This is a genomic window from Sulfurimonas sp. (assembly GCF_023229025.1).
Lineage (GTDB): Bacteria > Campylobacterota > Campylobacteria > Campylobacterales > Sulfurimonadaceae > Sulfurimonas.
On the sequence record NZ_JALOAA010000020.1, the window covers coordinates 1 to 12,079 of the forward strand.

General features: G+C 37.4%; 15 protein-coding genes. 10 read left to right on the forward strand and 5 right to left on the reverse strand.

The window, feature by feature from the left end; translation table 11 throughout:
- Window positions 1-62: 62 nt before the first annotated feature.
- The 8 genes from secG to murU all read left to right on the forward strand — a co-directional run bounded on the left by secG (window position 63) and on the right by murU (window position 6,962).
- On the forward strand, window positions 63-395 hold the full coding sequence (secG, locus tag M0Q20_RS06385; RefSeq protein ID WP_295059473.1) for a preprotein translocase subunit SecG: 333 nt from the start codon (window positions 63-65) through the stop codon (window positions 393-395).
- 94 nt (window positions 396-489) lie between these two features.
- Window positions 490-1,047, forward strand: coding sequence for a ribosome recycling factor (frr, locus tag M0Q20_RS06390; protein ID WP_295059475.1), 558 nt, complete (start codon window positions 490-492; stop codon window positions 1,045-1,047).
- A gap of 6 nt (window positions 1,048-1,053) precedes the next feature.
- Window positions 1,054-1,662: an orotate phosphoribosyltransferase gene (gene pyrE, locus M0Q20_RS06395; protein WP_295059477.1), complete on the forward strand. Its 609-nt coding sequence runs from the start codon at window positions 1,054-1,056 to the stop codon at window positions 1,660-1,662.
- 26 nt (window positions 1,663-1,688) lie between these two features.
- Window positions 1,689-2,801: a glycoside hydrolase family 3 N-terminal domain-containing protein gene (locus M0Q20_RS06400; RefSeq protein ID WP_295059480.1), complete on the forward strand. Its 1,113-nt coding sequence runs from the start codon at window positions 1,689-1,691 to the stop codon at window positions 2,799-2,801.
- Window positions 2,801-4,273 carry a sodium:solute symporter gene (locus tag M0Q20_RS06405; protein ID WP_295059483.1) on the forward strand — a complete coding sequence of 491 codons (1,473 nt, stop codon included), beginning with the start codon at window positions 2,801-2,803 and terminating at the stop codon, window positions 4,271-4,273. Before M0Q20_RS06400 ends, M0Q20_RS06405 begins: the two co-directional genes overlap by 1 nt.
- A complete protein-coding gene (locus M0Q20_RS06410; protein ID WP_295059486.1) occupies window positions 4,266-5,372 on the forward strand; it encodes an anhydro-N-acetylmuramic acid kinase in 1,107 nt (368 codons plus the stop codon). Before M0Q20_RS06405 ends, M0Q20_RS06410 begins: the two co-directional genes overlap by 8 nt.
- Window positions 5,365-6,303 (forward strand): phosphotransferase, encoded by a 939-nt coding sequence (locus M0Q20_RS06415; protein WP_295059489.1) that lies wholly within the window; start codon window positions 5,365-5,367, stop codon window positions 6,301-6,303. Before M0Q20_RS06410 ends, M0Q20_RS06415 begins: the two co-directional genes overlap by 8 nt.
- Window positions 6,300-6,962: an N-acetylmuramate alpha-1-phosphate uridylyltransferase MurU gene (gene murU, locus M0Q20_RS06420; protein ID WP_295059491.1), complete on the forward strand. Its 663-nt coding sequence runs from the start codon at window positions 6,300-6,302 to the stop codon at window positions 6,960-6,962. Before M0Q20_RS06415 ends, murU begins: the two co-directional genes overlap by 4 nt.
- Here murU and M0Q20_RS06425 read toward each other — a convergent pair.
- Window positions 6,949-7,095: a hypothetical protein gene (locus tag M0Q20_RS06425; protein WP_295059494.1), complete on the reverse strand. Its 147-nt coding sequence runs from the start codon at window positions 7,093-7,095 to the stop codon at window positions 6,949-6,951. The genes murU and M0Q20_RS06425 overlap by 14 nt on opposite strands.
- A 120-nt stretch (window positions 7,096-7,215) precedes the next feature.
- On the opposite strand from M0Q20_RS06425, the gene M0Q20_RS06430 reads away from it, so the two are divergent.
- Entirely contained in the window at window positions 7,216-8,187 is a 972-nt protein-coding gene (locus M0Q20_RS06430; protein WP_295059497.1) for a lytic murein transglycosylase, read from the forward strand.
- A gap of 17 nt (window positions 8,188-8,204) precedes the next feature.
- Here M0Q20_RS06430 and M0Q20_RS06435 read toward each other — a convergent pair whose 3' ends face one another.
- Window positions 8,205-8,777, reverse strand: a complete 573-nt coding sequence (locus M0Q20_RS06435) for a YceI family protein (protein ID WP_295059499.1) — start codon at window positions 8,775-8,777, stop codon at window positions 8,205-8,207.
- 217 nt (window positions 8,778-8,994) lie between these two features.
- On the opposite strand from M0Q20_RS06435, the gene M0Q20_RS06440 reads away from it, so the two are divergent.
- Complete coding sequence (locus tag M0Q20_RS06440; RefSeq protein ID WP_295059502.1) at window positions 8,995-9,567, forward strand: TetR/AcrR family transcriptional regulator; 573 nt, start codon at window positions 8,995-8,997, stop codon at window positions 9,565-9,567.
- 41 nt (window positions 9,568-9,608) lie between these two features.
- Here M0Q20_RS06440 and M0Q20_RS06445 read toward each other — a convergent pair whose 3' ends face one another.
- The 3 genes from M0Q20_RS06445 to M0Q20_RS06455 form a co-directional block, all read right to left on the reverse strand.
- A complete protein-coding gene (locus tag M0Q20_RS06445; protein WP_295059505.1) occupies window positions 9,609-9,860 on the reverse strand; it encodes an iron oxidase oxidoreductase in 252 nt (83 codons plus the stop codon).
- A gap of 131 nt (window positions 9,861-9,991) precedes the next feature.
- Window positions 9,992-11,257, reverse strand: coding sequence for a sugar MFS transporter (locus M0Q20_RS06450; protein WP_295059508.1), 1,266 nt, complete (start codon window positions 11,255-11,257; stop codon window positions 9,992-9,994).
- Window positions 11,250-12,077 carry an HAD-IIB family hydrolase gene (locus tag M0Q20_RS06455; protein ID WP_295059510.1) on the reverse strand — a complete coding sequence of 276 codons (828 nt, stop codon included), beginning with the start codon at window positions 12,075-12,077 and terminating at the stop codon, window positions 11,250-11,252. Before M0Q20_RS06455 ends, M0Q20_RS06450 begins: the two co-directional genes overlap by 8 nt.
- Between the last annotated feature and the right edge of the window lie 2 nt (window positions 12,078-12,079).

The following is a 12,079-nucleotide window of genomic DNA, read 5'->3' on the forward strand; positions in this document are numbered from 1 at the left end:
ATTTTGCAACAATTAGTTTTTTTGGGTATAATTCGCCACTTTTAAAACTCAGGATATATATAATGACAACTAGTTTTCTACTTATTGTTCAAATAATTTTAGTTATAGTGCTTATAATAGCAGTACTTCTACAAAAAAGTTCAAGCATCGGTCTTGGAGCATACAGCGGCTCTAATGATTCTGTTTTTGGTGCAAAAGGTCCTAGCAGTTTTTTAGCAAAAACAACTTTTGCAATAGGCTTTTTATTTGTTGTAAATACAATTACTTTAGGTTACATGTACTCAGTAGCTTCATCAGAATCCGTAGTAGATAATTTGATTGAATCTACAGATGTCAGAGCGCCTTCTACTGCAAAAACAGTAGAGCCACAGAGTGAAACTACCCCTGCAGAATAGTTGCATTTTTTTGCAGCTATAGCTTTTTAAAATCTTTTTTTTAAACATTTCTCGCTACAATAACGGCACTATTTTTGATATATAAGGAAACTAGATGTTAAATGAAATATTCAGCAAATGTGAACTAGAGATGCAAGCAGGCATAAATCACATGCTAAAAGATTTTAAGACCCTTAGAACGGGCAAGGTAACTACTTCTGTTTTGGATAATGTAAAAATTGATTACTATGGAACTATGACTTCGCTTGATCAGGTGGGTTCTGTGTTAGCAGTAGATGCAACAACAATAGTTGTAAACCCATGGGAAAAAAACCTTCTCTCAGATATTGAGAGTGCTATATCAAAAGCAAACGTTGGGGCGAATCCTAACAATGACGGTGACCAAATCAAACTCTTTTTTCCGGCTATGACTGTTGAGCAAAGACAGGAGTCTGTAAAACAGATGAAGAGCATGGGCGAGACTGCAAAAGTTGCTATAAGAAATGATAGAAAACATGCAAACGACAAAATCAAAAAGCTTGAGAAAGACAAAGAGATAACTATTGATGAATCAAAATCCGCTCAAGATAATATACAAAAACTAACAGATAAATTTACTGCTGAAATCGACACTATACTAAAAGCAAAAGAAGCAGAGATACTAAAGGTATAACCTAATATGGATATTAAAAAAATATATATGGATTCAGATGCTCTTTTAGATGGGCATTTCAGACTAAGCAGCGGTAATCATTCACAATTTTATCTACAATCTGCAAAAGTCTTAGAAGATCCAAAAACTGCAAAACTCTTAGCCTATGAACTAGCTGCTCAGATTAAAAACAGCGGTTTAAAGATTGATACGGTTTGTGCTCCTGCCATTGGCGGGCTTATTGCAGGTTTTGCTTTGGCTCAGGCACTTGATGTTCGCTATATCTTTGCCGAGAGAGTTGATGGAGAGATGAGTATACGCCGCGGTTTTGAAGTTAGCAAAGGCGAAAGAGTTTTAATGTGCGAAGATATTATAACAACGGGCGGTTCTGCCATGGAAGCAGCCGCGGTTGTTGAGTCTCTTGGCGGAAAGATAGTCGGTGTTGCAGCACTTGCCAACCGCGGCTTTTGCAAACGACAAAACAGTAATGTAACCACAAAGCCAAACTGCAAACTTCCACAAGATATTCCATTTTTTGCGCTAGAGGATTTTACATTTGAGATGTACTCTCCAGATGAATGCCCGATGTGCAAAGAGGGAAGCGAAGCTATAAAACCCGGCTCAAGAGGAAACTAAAATCCAAAAAGAGCTTACTTAAGAAGGTGTTGTTTTTGAAACTAGCCACTCTTTTTTTTACATTGATGCTCTTTTTTCAAAATGCATATGCTTCTGAGATGCCTCAAGATGAGCTGCTTAAAAAGATGATAGGCAGAATGCTTATCGTCGGTTTTGATGATGAGAGCGTAACAAAAGATAGTAAAATTGTAAAACATATGCAAAATTATCATCTAGGCGGTGTAATTCTATTTGACCGCCACTACAGCAATAGAGACAAAACAAAAAATATCAGCTCCCCTAAACAACTAGAAACTCTTACCTCATCACTAAAATCATTTTCAAAAAAACCGCTTCTTATCTCAGTTGATCAGGAGGGCGGAAAAGTTGCAAGACTAAAGCCCGCTTATGGATTTGAGACAACGCCATCAGCCCATGTCGTAGCGGAGATGGATGAGTATATGGCCAGACATATATATAACGCTTTAGCAAAAACATTAAAAGACGGTGGCATAAACTGCAACTTTGCTCCGGTAGTGGATTTGGCAATAAATCCTAAAAATAGAGTTATTGTCGGGTTAAAACGCTCATACTCCAGCGAGCCAAAAGAGGTTATAAAGTATGCCAAGATAGCTCTTGATTCACTACAAAAAGAGAATATTATCGGTGTTATAAAGCACTTCCCCGGTCATGGCTCATCACTTGGAGATTCGCATAACGGATTTGTTGATATTAGCAAAACATGGAGCGAAGTTGAACTAGAGCCATACAAAGAGCTTATAAAATCGGGCGACGCTCACATGATAATGACAGCGCATGTCTTCAATGAAAATCTTGATGAGCTATACCCTGCAACACTCTCATACAAAATAAACACAGAGTTATTGCGAGAGAAGTTGGGCTTTAATGGCGTAGTGGTAAGCGATGATTTGCAGATGGGGGCAATTGCCAAGCATTATACTCTTGAGCAGATTGTAACATTAAGCATAAACGCAGGAGTTGATATGCTGCTCTTTGGCAATCAACTCTCATATCAAGATATAGATGAGCTTGTAGAGACGATTCTAATTCAGATAAAAAACGGAGCAATCCCGCTTAGTAGGATTTTAGAATCAAACGAAAGAGTAGAACAGTTGTTCACTAATACAAAAATAGAATAATGCAAAGCGCCTTCTCAACTCTAGACTGGCTTGTGTTTGTCTCCTACTTTATCCTGCTTGCGGCTACATCTACTATTTTAAGTCGTACAAAAATAAACTCTTCACGAGACTACTTTTTATCACAAAACAAAATGCCAATGTTTGCCGTTGCCATATCTGTTTTGGCCACTTCACAATCTGCCGCTACCTTTTTAGGCGCCCCTGAATACTCCTACCTGTATGATTTTACTTTTATAGGATTTTATCTATCTGCACTTTTAGCTATACTTTTTGTGGCATACGTTTTAATCCCCAAATATTATGAGATGAGTGCGGTTACCGTTTATGAACTACTAGAAGCAAGATATGGAGAGAGTGCAAAAAAACAAGCAGGAGTTATGTTCCTTATTGGGCGAATCCTAGCAAGCGGAGCAAGGCTTTATATCGGCGCACTGGCTATATCTATGATACTCTTTAGCGATATAACATTTGTTCATGTAGCGCTATCTATTTTGATTTTAATGATAGGCGCTCTTGCATACACATATTTTGGCGGTGTACGCTCCATTATCTTAAGCGATGTTATTCAAGCCGTAACTTATATTGGAGCAGGTATTGCCGTGCTTATATATCTCTACTACTCTTTAGATAATATTGAGATTCTAAAGACTCTTAGCGAACAAAACAAACTAACCTTTATAGATACATCAATTGATGGTAAATTCAGTCTTATTGCTCTTCTTAGCGGCTGGCTTCTTTTAAATATTGCAGCTTTTGGACTTGATCAGGATATGACGCAAAGAGTTCTAGCATGTAAAAACAAAAATGAGGCTGCCAAATCACTTATAATCTCAATTCTTCTTACCATCCCCGTTGTGCTTCTCTTTTTGACAATCGGAGCACTTTTGTATCTTTTTTATATGCAAAGCAGTATCGAGCAGAGTTTTGATGGTGAAAAAATCACGATTTTTATGTACTATATTTTAAATGAGATGCCCGAAGGCTTAAGAGGCTTGGTTACCGTTGGAGCTATTGCTGCAGCACTCTCGAGTGCAAACTCGGTACTTGGCGCTATGGCATCGGTCGCAGTTGAAGATTTATATAGACCATGGAAGCTAAAGCGTAGCCAAGTTGATGAGTATCATTTTGTAAAAGCATCAAGAGCTGCGGTGCTATTTTTTGCGGTTGTTTTATCTCTAATGGCTATGATTAGCTATTTTTGGCAACGATACAGCGACCTCTCCCTTATCAGTTTTGCACTTGGTGTTATGGCATTTGCATATACCGGTCTTTTGGGTGTATACTTCTCGGCAATATTTACATCACGTGGGAACCAAAGGAGTGTTTTTTGGGGTCTCATAGGCGGATTTTTAACAGTTTTGGCACTACAGCCCTACAGTTTTGGAGTAGATCTTGGTTTTTCTTGGCAGATAGTTATCGGCACTGCCGTTGCATTTATAATCGTTCAACTCGGAGGAGAAAAGAGTGAGTGAATTTTATATCGGTGTAATGTCCGGAACAAGTCTTGATGGCATTGATATTGCCTACTGCCAAATCAAACAAGAGAGTTTTGAGCTTCTACACTCGGGTGCATATCCATTTGATAAAGAGATAAAAAAAGAGGTTCTAAAAGCCATAAATACTTCGACAACTCTTAGTAAACTTGGCGAACTCGATACTCGCTTGGGTAAAATGTACGCTGATGCCCTAGAGCGGTTTATATCTGAGAAAAAGATAGATAAAAAGCAGATAACGGCTATCGGTCTGCATGGGCAAACACTCTGGCATAATCCTAATAGCAACTATCCTTTCTCCATGCAGCTTGGCAATCCCAATGTTATAACAGCACAAACCGGTGTTAGTGTTGTTAGTGATTTTAGGCGAAAAGATATAGCACTTGGCGGTCAGGGCGCTCCTTTTACACCTGCTTTTCATCAATATCTTTTCTCAAGATTAAAGGCTAACGTTGCTGTTTTAAATATAGGTGGAATGGCAAATTTAACTATTTTGGGAGAGAAACCCATAGGGTATGATACCGGATGCGGAAATGTTCTTATGGATTACTGGGTTTGGCTTCACAATAGCACAACCTTTGATGAGGATGGAAAATGGGCAAAATCAGGAACTCCAAATAAAGAACTACTAAAGCAGATGCTTAGTGAACCATACTTCTCAAAAAAAGCTCCAAAGAGTACGGGACGTGAGCTTTTTAATGGAGCATGGATTAAGAGAGAGCTTGAGGTTTTTATACAAAAAAAAGGTGCCAATAGCTATATAAAAAAAAGAGATGTACAGGCAACACTTTTAGAACTAACTGTCTCAAGCATTGTAAAAGAGATCAAGAAAAACGAGATATCTCTGCTTATAGTCTGTGGCGGCGGCGTTAAAAACGGCTATCTTATGCATAGACTCCAAGAAGAACTAAAAGATATAGAGGTTTCATCAAGTGATAAGTACGGAGCAAGCAGTGAGTTTATGGAGGCTATGGCTTTTGCATGGCTAGCACATGAGAGAGTGAACAAAAAATGTGTTAAACTATCTTCCGTTACCGGAGCGTCAAAAGATTCTATATTGGGTGCTATTTATGAGTAAAACTAAGAGATGGCTAGAGACAACGGCTTTTAAAAATTATATTGTCGAATCCGAGTTGGCAGATGCTAGTTTTAGAAAGTATTTCAGATTAAGAGATGGCAATAAAACAGCTCTTTTAATGGACTCTTCCCTTGAGAAGGAGTCGCTTGTCTTATTTATAAATGTTACTTCAAAGCTTCAAAATGTGGATGTAAGCGTACCTGAAATTTTTGAACAAAATATAGATGATGGTTATTTGATACTAGAGGATTTTGGGACTTCTCACTACCTAGATATATTAAACCAAAACAACTTTAAAGCGTACTACACAAAAGCTATAAATACTATATTAAAGATGCAAAAAGCCGATACGAGCAATCTTCCCCTTTACGACAAAGATTTTTTACATCTTGAGATGAATCTAATGCAGGAGTGGTATCTAGAGAAGTACCTCCAAATAGAGCTTGAACAAAAACAAAAGGAGCTTATTGCCAGCACCCTTGAAGCCATCTCGGATACTGTTTTAGAGCAGCCTCAAGACACATTTGTTCATCGTGATTTTCACTCAAGAAACATTATGCTAAAAGAGGAGAAAAAAATCGCTCTTATTGATTATCAAGATGCCATGAGCGGTGCAATAACATATGATTTGGTATCGCTACTAAAAGATTGTTACGTCGCCTATGACAGAAGAAGCATAAAAGAGTTGGCTCTAGAGTTTCGTGATAAAAAAGGATTGAAAGTAGATAATGATACATTTATAAAATGGTTTGATTTTATGGGGCTTCAAAGACATATAAAAATACTTGGTGTATTCTCACGTCTTTATATTCGTGATAAAAAAAATGGCTACTTAAAAGATATACCACTTACTCTAAAATACGTTATTGATACGGCAAGTAGATATAACGAAACACACAAATTTGCAAAATTTCTAAGCAGTATAAAATGAAAGCGATGATTTTAGCAGCAGGACGCGGGGAGAGAATGCGTCCTCTTACGGATAAAATTCCAAAACCGCTTCTAAAAGTTCATGGCAAGAGCCTTATTGTTTGGCATATAGAGAGACTGGCATATCTTGGATTTAGCGAGATAATTATAAACATAGAGTATCTCGGTGACATGATAGAGAAGAGTTTGGGTGATGGTTCACAGTGGGGGGTTAATCTGATTTACTCTGATGAGAGACAAACCGGAGCTCTTGAGAGCGCTGGCGGCATTGCCAATGCTCTCCCTCTTATCCAGAACGAAACTTTCCTAGTAGTAAACGGCGATATATGGTGCGACTATGAGTTTGAAACAAACTTTGACTTAAGGGGTGACTTGGCTCATCTGATTTTAGTTCCAAATCCAAAACATAACCAAAGCGGAGATTTTGCACTTCGTAAAAACAGAGTTAGTAACGACACAAAAGGAAGATATACATTTTCCGGAATTGGATACTACTCTGCCAAACTATTTGAGGAAACAAAAAACAAAAAAGCACCTCTTGCGCCTCTACTTAGAGAAGCTGCAAACAACGGCAAAGTAAGTGGTTTGTTCTATGATGGTAGATGGCATGACATAGGCACGCCGCAAAGATTAAATGAGGTAAACTCTACTTCTGTATAAACTGACCGCACCCTTTTGTCTCAGTACCGTTAAAAGTTTTGTAGTCTCTGTTTCCATCTACAAACGATTGGTAACGAGCGCACTCATCGCTCTTCATACATATTTTGTTATCACACGCCTTATCCACTTCCATTTATACTCCCTGTTTGATTATAATATTTTTTGAAATTATAACAAATATTTCTGCTGCTTAAAATTATATTTTAGTTAAAATGCTATACTAAAAGCCAATAAAATCTAAAAAGAGTTCTCGATGTCTAAAATAATTTTTACACTTCTGTTTTCTACCCTGCTTTTTGCAAAATATGACAACTGTACCTTTCAAAACAGAGATTATACGGACATATGTAACAAAGTCGTAAAAGATGGCGTATCATATAAATATGCAAACAAGTTTTTGCTCTCATACTTTAAAACACAGAAGTTTGATGAAGTAAGCTATAAATATCTACAGCCAAAGTATATTAAAACTCATAAAAAAAATGAGAAAAAAGCAAATAACACCCTTGTTAAATATGTGCCGGAGATGGTAGAGCATTTAAAAAAGTATGCTGAAGTTTATGATTATACAGAGCAGAAATTTGGCGTGAACCGCGAGATAATTGCCGCTATCTTAATCAAAGAGACAAAACTCGGAAAGATAAAACCAACTCATGATGCGTTTATTGTTTTTAACACTTTAGTAGTTAGGACAAAACCAAACTCGCCTAGAGAGAAGTGGCTATTAAACATGGGGAAAACAAATATGGCTTCCATAATTACCCACTGCTACAAAAAAGGGGTAACGCCTGAGGAGTGTAATCTGCCAAGCTCTTACGCCGGAGCGGTAGGAATTCCACAATTTATGCCAAACAGTTTTGTTTATGCCCAAGGTTACAAAACAGAGATTGCTGATTTGACAAAGATGGAAGATGCTATTGTCTCTGCCGGTAAATTTTTACATAAAAAAGCTGACTTTACAGAGATGATAGAGTGGAGTAAAATGCCTGATATTGTAGATATCGAGTCAAAATGGTACGACTATGAGTTTGAAAATGATAATGCTTCGTTAGTTTATCAGAAGAGTAAAAAGTCTAATAAAACCTACGACTGCTTTACATGCAACAAAGATGAGCTTCAATATCTAAGAGCGTATGCAAAAAAGATTATGCGCTATAACAACTCCTCAAATTACGCCATAGGCGTAATACGTTTAGCCTATGACGCTCATTTGGGACTAAAATAAACAGTGCCCTCTTATATTTACTTAGCTTGAATTCCCTCTATAACGATTTCAAACTTTACTTTGTCCCCAACCATTAGACCGCCGGTCTCTAGTAGTTCGTTAAAGTTCATGTTAAAATCTTTACGGTTTATCTCTCCCTCAAGCTCAAACGCCATTCTCGTATTTCCCCATGGATCTTTTATTGTGTCGCTAATATCATCAATATCAAGAGTTACTACTTTTGTAACATCTTTTATAGTAAGCTCAAAAGTTGCCTTATCTCCACTGTGTTTGAGAAGTTTTAAGCTCATTTTTGGATATTTTTCCACATCAAAAAAATCTGGATCTATAAGGTGAGCATCTCTTTTGGCATCTTTAGTGTTTATGCTTGCAACTTCTACTGTACCGTTTATCGCAGAGAACTGCTTTGTTTTTTCGTCAATCTCAAAAGTACCGCTAAACTTCTCAAAATTTCCTTTAACACTACTAATCATCATATGCTTTACACTAAAGCCTATATCTGAATGACTAACATCAACATTATAGTTTGCCCCATGCAAAGAACCTAAACCTACTACCACGCTAAGCGTTAAACTTTGAAGTAACTTCATTTTTATCTCCTTCTTTTATTTACACTTTTAAAAAAATAGTGTAATTACTCTAAAAGTATATGCTAATAAAAATAGAATGTCAAGAGCAATTACTCTAATTTATTGCTAGATATCTCTAAAGTAGTGATTTAAAAGGCTATTTAAGGCTGTTTGAAAAATATGAATCTTATTGACCTAGTAGAGTAATTACACTATAATTTAAATATAAGGAGCAAATATGTCAAGAAAAGAAGCTATTTTAGAAGCAGCCTGTGAACTTTTTAATGAAGCGGGCACTCAATCCTCTACTACAAATCATATAGCAAAAGCGATGGGGATAAGCCCCGGTAATCTACACTATCATTACAAAAATCGTGAAGAGATAGTTCGTTTGCTATATATAAAAATGCGCAAAGAGGCGACACTTCCCATAGATGAACTTCCAAAAACCATTGCTGCTTTACATGAGCATGAGAAGGTGCTTGTACAGATACAGTGGAGATACCGTTTTTTCTTTAAGGAGCTACTATCGCTTTTTGCACGAGACTCTCTACTAGAAGATCTTTACATAAAAGACAACATAGCACACCGTAGGCGAATAAGACAAGTTATGAATAACCTAATACTAAATAAAGAGCTTAAAATTGATAGCGAAGAAGATATAGATTTTCTTGTAGACTCTATATCTATATCTTGGCAGTTTTATAGTTCATTTTTACACACAATAGGAGAGGAGTTAAATCCCTCTTCGGTTCAAAATGTTATAAAGCATACGACTGCCGCTATGAAACCTTACTTAAGCTCAAAGTGAATTTAATGTTCTAAATTCTCTATGTAATGATTCTGTTTTGCTTACTTTAGTCTTGGGTCTTTAAAGTATAGTATACACCAGCCCTCCGGACTGATAGAGCCCTCTACTATTTTACACTCGTTCGTCTCTGGCAAAAAGTGGAGGCACTCTACACATGTTTTACCATCTTTTGGGCTATCTTGATACATTGTCTTCTCTTTTGTTCCTTTTGCCAACAGTGGTGTAACGCCCCACGTTGCAAGTCCGAATATAGCCATATATCTAAAGAAATCTCTTCTTGGTGAAACTTTCATTACAAGCTCCTTGTAGGAATTTGTTAAAATTACATTTTATTTGCAAATGTTATTTTAACAACTATACTTTATTCTTTTTCACTTAAATCTTTATAAACAATAAAATGTACTCTTTAATTTTTTATAAGTTATTAAAACTCTTTCCAAGATTTTATTTTATGCCACTTTAAAGCGTATAAGAGTATAAAAAGGTAGCAGATTACACCCATAAGATAAGTTGACTGCATATCTCCGCTTACATAAGATATCTTGCCGAATATAAGAGGAAGTATTGCTCCCCCTGCAATTGCCATAATTAAAAGAGCGCTTCCTTGTGCCGTCTGTTTTCCCAAACCCTCTAGTGCAAGAGGCCAGATGCTTGGCCAGACAAGGGCGTTTGCAAATCCTAAAAGTGCTACAAAGGTCACGGTGTTTGGAAGAGTCCTAATACCGCTCCACCCCCATAAGAGTTCAGAGATACCATGACTTTGAGATGAAGCCACTACACCGAATAAAAATAGTATTCCTAAGAGTGCTGATAGGAGAAGTGCCTGCTCTTGTGAGAGATATTTTGGTATAAGCGCGACTCCCAGTGCGTAACCAAGCACCATAAAAGACATTACATAAGAGGTAAGCGAAGTAACATTTGCCATACCCAAATGCCCTCCGTAAAGACCGATGGTATCGCCTGCTATTACCTCTATACCGACATAAAAAAATAGCGCAATTGCTCCTAAAACAACCCGTGGAGAAGCAAAGATACTCTTTTTTTCCCTCACTTCATCTTTCTCAAACTCAAGCTCAGGAAGCTTAGAGAATTTAACAAGAGCCATTAAAGATATTAGTATAAGCGCCATAACTATATATGGGAGTATAAGTTTTGAAGCGAGCTCCTCCTTTGTCTCAGCCGAGAGAGCATCAAGAGAGCCTATGTCTGAGAGTATAAGAGCGGTAAAGAGAATAGGAGCAACAACCCCCGCCCCTTTATTTAAAAGCCCCATAATGCTTATTCGCATAGCCGCACTCTCTATAGGTCCTAAGCAGACTATATATGGGTTTGAGGCAGTCTGTAAAATAGTAAGACCGGACCCAAGTATAAAAAGAGCTGCTAAAAAGAGTAAAAAACTAGCACTATGTGCAGCCGGAATAAACAGAATACTCCCTGCCGCCATTATTGCCAGACCTAAGATCATGCCGTTTTTATAGCCGGTCTTCTCAATGACATAAGACATTGGCAGAGCCATAACCGTATAAGCTATATAAAAGACAAAAGTAACAAAGAGAGCCTCGAACTCGTTAAGATCACATATTGCCTTTAAAAACGGAATGAGCGAGCCGTTTAACCATGTAACAAAGCCAAATAAAAAGAAGAGCACCCCTATGATTACCATAGGAGTCATAATTAGCCTCTTAGGCATTTTTTAATCCTGCAAGATAGTTTGCAACACCATCTTCATCATTTGTGTGAGCAAGAACAATTTTTGCCGCTTTTTTCACACCCTCTTGCGCATTAGCAACCGCAACCGAAGTTCCTGCTAACTCAAACATACCTATATCGTTAAGGTTATCTCCAAACACAGTCAGTTTTTCAAGGTCAAAGTCCATAGCCTCACTAATAGCTCGTATGCCGTGTGATTTATCTGCATCTTTGTGCAGGAGGGTTAAAAAGTAGCAGCCTACATAAGCCTCCGGGGCTAAAATATACTTTAATGAGTCTCCAAAAATCTCTCTCATGTGAGTAGCGACCCTCCTTAGCAACTCCTCCTCGCCAAAATATACGATTTTAAAATTATCTCTCATCGCACGAAGATCTCTTTGCTGATTATGATGGTCATCATTCTTGTAATTTTTAAGCACCTCTTTTTGATGCATATTTAAAACAGTGGAGTAGGAGAATGTCTCGCTTAGGTTGCTATCTGCTAAAGATAGTATAAAGGGGTATATACCAAATTTTGCACCCTCCTGTATAACTGCGTCACCCACCTCTTTGTTTATAAACTTTGTATCTATTATTTTTTTATCTATTGTCGCGACTAAAGCACCGTCAAGGAGTATCATGGGTGCGTTAATATCTACATTTTTTAGAAACTGTGCGGTCTTTTTGTATGTTCTAGCAGTTGCAATGCTAACTATCGACTGGGCTGAAAAACTATTCCATATCTCTTTTGTAAATGCACTTACACTTAAATCCGTCCGTAAAAAGGTGTGGTCCAAGTCTGTAATATACACATTTTTCATCT

Excerpts from the sequence above, each read along its gene's own strand:
- M0Q20_RS06435 (WP_295059499.1), bottom strand. The coding sequence starts at position 8,777 with ATGAAGTTACTTCAAAGTTTAACGCTTAGCGTGGTAGTAGGTTTAGGT.
- M0Q20_RS06415 (WP_295059489.1), top strand. The coding sequence starts at position 5,365 with ATGAGTAAAACTAAGAGATGGCTAGAGACAACGGCTTTTAAAAATTAT.
- M0Q20_RS06450 (WP_295059508.1), bottom strand. The coding sequence starts at position 11,257 with ATGCCTAAGAGGCTAATTATGACTCCTATGGTAATCATAGGGGTGCTC.
- pyrE (WP_295059477.1), top strand. The coding sequence starts at position 1,054 with ATGGATATTAAAAAAATATATATGGATTCAGATGCTCTTTTAGATGGG.
- M0Q20_RS06455 (WP_295059510.1), bottom strand. The coding sequence starts at position 12,077 with ATGAAAAATGTGTATATTACAGACTTGGACCACACCTTTTTACGGACG.
- murU (WP_295059491.1), top strand. The coding sequence starts at position 6,300 with ATGAAAGCGATGATTTTAGCAGCAGGACGCGGGGAGAGAATGCGTCCT.
- M0Q20_RS06440 (WP_295059502.1), top strand. The coding sequence starts at position 8,995 with ATGTCAAGAAAAGAAGCTATTTTAGAAGCAGCCTGTGAACTTTTTAAT.
- M0Q20_RS06425 (WP_295059494.1), bottom strand. The coding sequence starts at position 7,095 with ATGGAAGTGGATAAGGCGTGTGATAACAAAATATGTATGAAGAGCGAT.
- M0Q20_RS06405 (WP_295059483.1), top strand. The coding sequence starts at position 2,801 with ATGCAAAGCGCCTTCTCAACTCTAGACTGGCTTGTGTTTGTCTCCTAC.
- M0Q20_RS06445 (WP_295059505.1), bottom strand. The coding sequence starts at position 9,860 with ATGAAAGTTTCACCAAGAAGAGATTTCTTTAGATATATGGCTATATTC.
- frr (WP_295059475.1), top strand. The coding sequence starts at position 490 with ATGTTAAATGAAATATTCAGCAAATGTGAACTAGAGATGCAAGCAGGC.
- secG (WP_295059473.1), top strand. The coding sequence starts at position 63 with ATGACAACTAGTTTTCTACTTATTGTTCAAATAATTTTAGTTATAGTG.
- M0Q20_RS06430 (WP_295059497.1), top strand. The coding sequence starts at position 7,216 with ATGTCTAAAATAATTTTTACACTTCTGTTTTCTACCCTGCTTTTTGCA.